Consider the following 1807-nt stretch of genomic DNA (forward strand, 5'->3'; position numbering starts at 1 on the left):
GGCCGGCGGGCGGGAAGCTCCGCGGGATCGGCCAGGCACCCGGCGCCGGCCCGGCGGGCGCGGCGGCGGGCGGCGGGGCCTGCACGGGCTGGGGGGCCTGCGCGGCCGGTACGGCGGCGGGCTGGACCGGCGCGGGCGCCACCGGCACCTCGGCCACCGGCGCGACCGCCGTGGGAGGCGTCGCCATCGGAGCCGCCATCGGCATGCCCCCGGGGACCGCCATCGGCGCGGCGAACCCGCCCGCGGACGCCCGTCGCTCCAGCTTGTCCATCCGTGCCTGCAACGACAGCTCGTCGCTGTACGCGCCCGGCAGCATCACCCGGGCACAGATCAGCTCCAGCTGCAGCCGGGGCGCCGCGTTGCCGCGCATCTCGGTCAGCCCGGTGTTGACGAGGTCGGCGGCCCGGCTCAGCTCGGCCGCGCCGAACGCGTCCGCCTGCGCCTGCATCACCGCGACCCGGTCGGCCGGGGCATCGATCAGACCCTTCTCCCCCGCGTCCGGCACGGTGGCCAGGATCACCAGGTCGCGCAGCCGCTCCAGCAGGTCGGTGACGAAGCGGCGCGGGTCGTGCCCGCCCTCGACCACCCGGTCGATCACCTGGAACACCGTCGCCCCGTCGTGCGCGGCGAAGGCGTCCACCACCTCGTCCAGCAGCGCGGAGTCGGTGTACCCGAGCAGCGCCGTGGCCATCTGGTACGTCACGCCGCCCTCGCCGGCCCCGGCCAGCAGCTGGTCCATGACCGACATCGAGTCACGCACCGACCCGGCCCCCGCCCGCACCACCAGCGGGAACACGGTGTCCTCGACCTGGATCCCCTCCCGGCCGCACACCTCCGCCAGGTAGTCGCGCAGCGTGCCGGGCGGGACCAGCCGGAACGGATAGTGGTGCGTCCGGGACCGGATCGTCCCGATCACCTTCTCCGGCTCAGTGGTCGCGAAGATGAACTTGAGGTGCTCCGGCGGCTCCTCGACCACCTTCAGCAGCGCGTTGAAGCCGGCCGAGGTCACCATGTGCGCCTCGTCCAGGATGAAGATCTTGTACCGGCTGTGCACCGGTGCGAAGAACGCCCGCTCGCGCAGCTCGCGCGCGTCGTCCACACCACCGTGCGAGGCGGCGTCGATCTCGATCACGTCGATCGACCCGGGCCCGCCGGTCGCGAGGTCCCGACAGGACTGGCACTCCCCGCAGGGCGTCGGCGTCGGCCCCTGTTCACAGTTGAGGCAACGGGCCAGGATGCGCGCGCTCGTCGTCTTGCCACAGCCGCGCGGCCCGCTGAACAGGTACGCGTGGTTGACCCTGTTGTTGCGCAGGGCCTGCTGGAGCGGAGCGGTCACGTGCTCCTGCCCGATGACCTCCGCGAAGGTCTCGGGGCGGTAGCGGCGGTACAGGGCTAGGGACACACCCCCGACGATATCGGGACGGACCGACAAACGCGTCGCCCCTCACCCCGCCGACCGGCCCCGACCGGGCCCCGGGAACGCAAAGACCCCTCGCGCACCCGCCAGAGCCCTCTTACCCTTGCTGCCTTCCGGCCCTGGGGGGGTTCAGAGAGATGACGCCACACGAGGGGCTGACCCCCACAGTACCGGATCCCCGCCCCAACGATCCACAGGCCACCCCCACCCTCCCGCCTGCGGGACAGGTGGTCGCGACCACCCCGAAACATGTACTAAGCTCTCCCACGGAGGATTCGCCTAGAGGCCTAGGGCGCACGCTTGGAAAGCGTGTTGGGGGCAACCCCTCACGAGTTCGAATCTCGTATCCTCCGCCTTCACGAAGGCCCGGACCGCTCAGCGGCCCGGGCC

1 protein-coding gene, 1 tRNA gene and 1 other RNA gene are annotated in these 1807 nt (G+C 72.6%); 1 reads left to right on the forward strand and 2 read right to left on the reverse strand.

Features of this window, described 5'->3' with window-relative positions; translation table 11 throughout:
* Together ACFU6K_RS38255 and ffs are read right to left on the reverse strand one after the other, a co-directional pair.
* On the reverse strand, window positions 1-1402 hold a 1402-nt coding region (locus ACFU6K_RS38255), incomplete at its 3' end, for a DNA polymerase III subunit gamma and tau (RefSeq protein ID WP_380671168.1).
* An 81-nt stretch (window positions 1403-1483) separates the two neighbouring features.
* Window positions 1484-1574, reverse strand: an RNA gene (gene ffs / locus ACFU6K_RS38260) — signal recognition particle sRNA small type.
* A 111-nt stretch (window positions 1575-1685) separates the two neighbouring features.
* Here ffs and ACFU6K_RS38265 point away from each other — a divergent pair.
* Window positions 1686-1770, forward strand: a tRNA-Ser gene (locus tag ACFU6K_RS38265).
* Window positions 1771-1807: the final 37 nt, after the last annotated feature.

Source organism: Kitasatospora sp. NPDC057512 (genome assembly GCF_042802135.1).
GTDB lineage: Bacteria > Actinomycetota > Actinomycetes > Streptomycetales > Streptomycetaceae > Kitasatospora.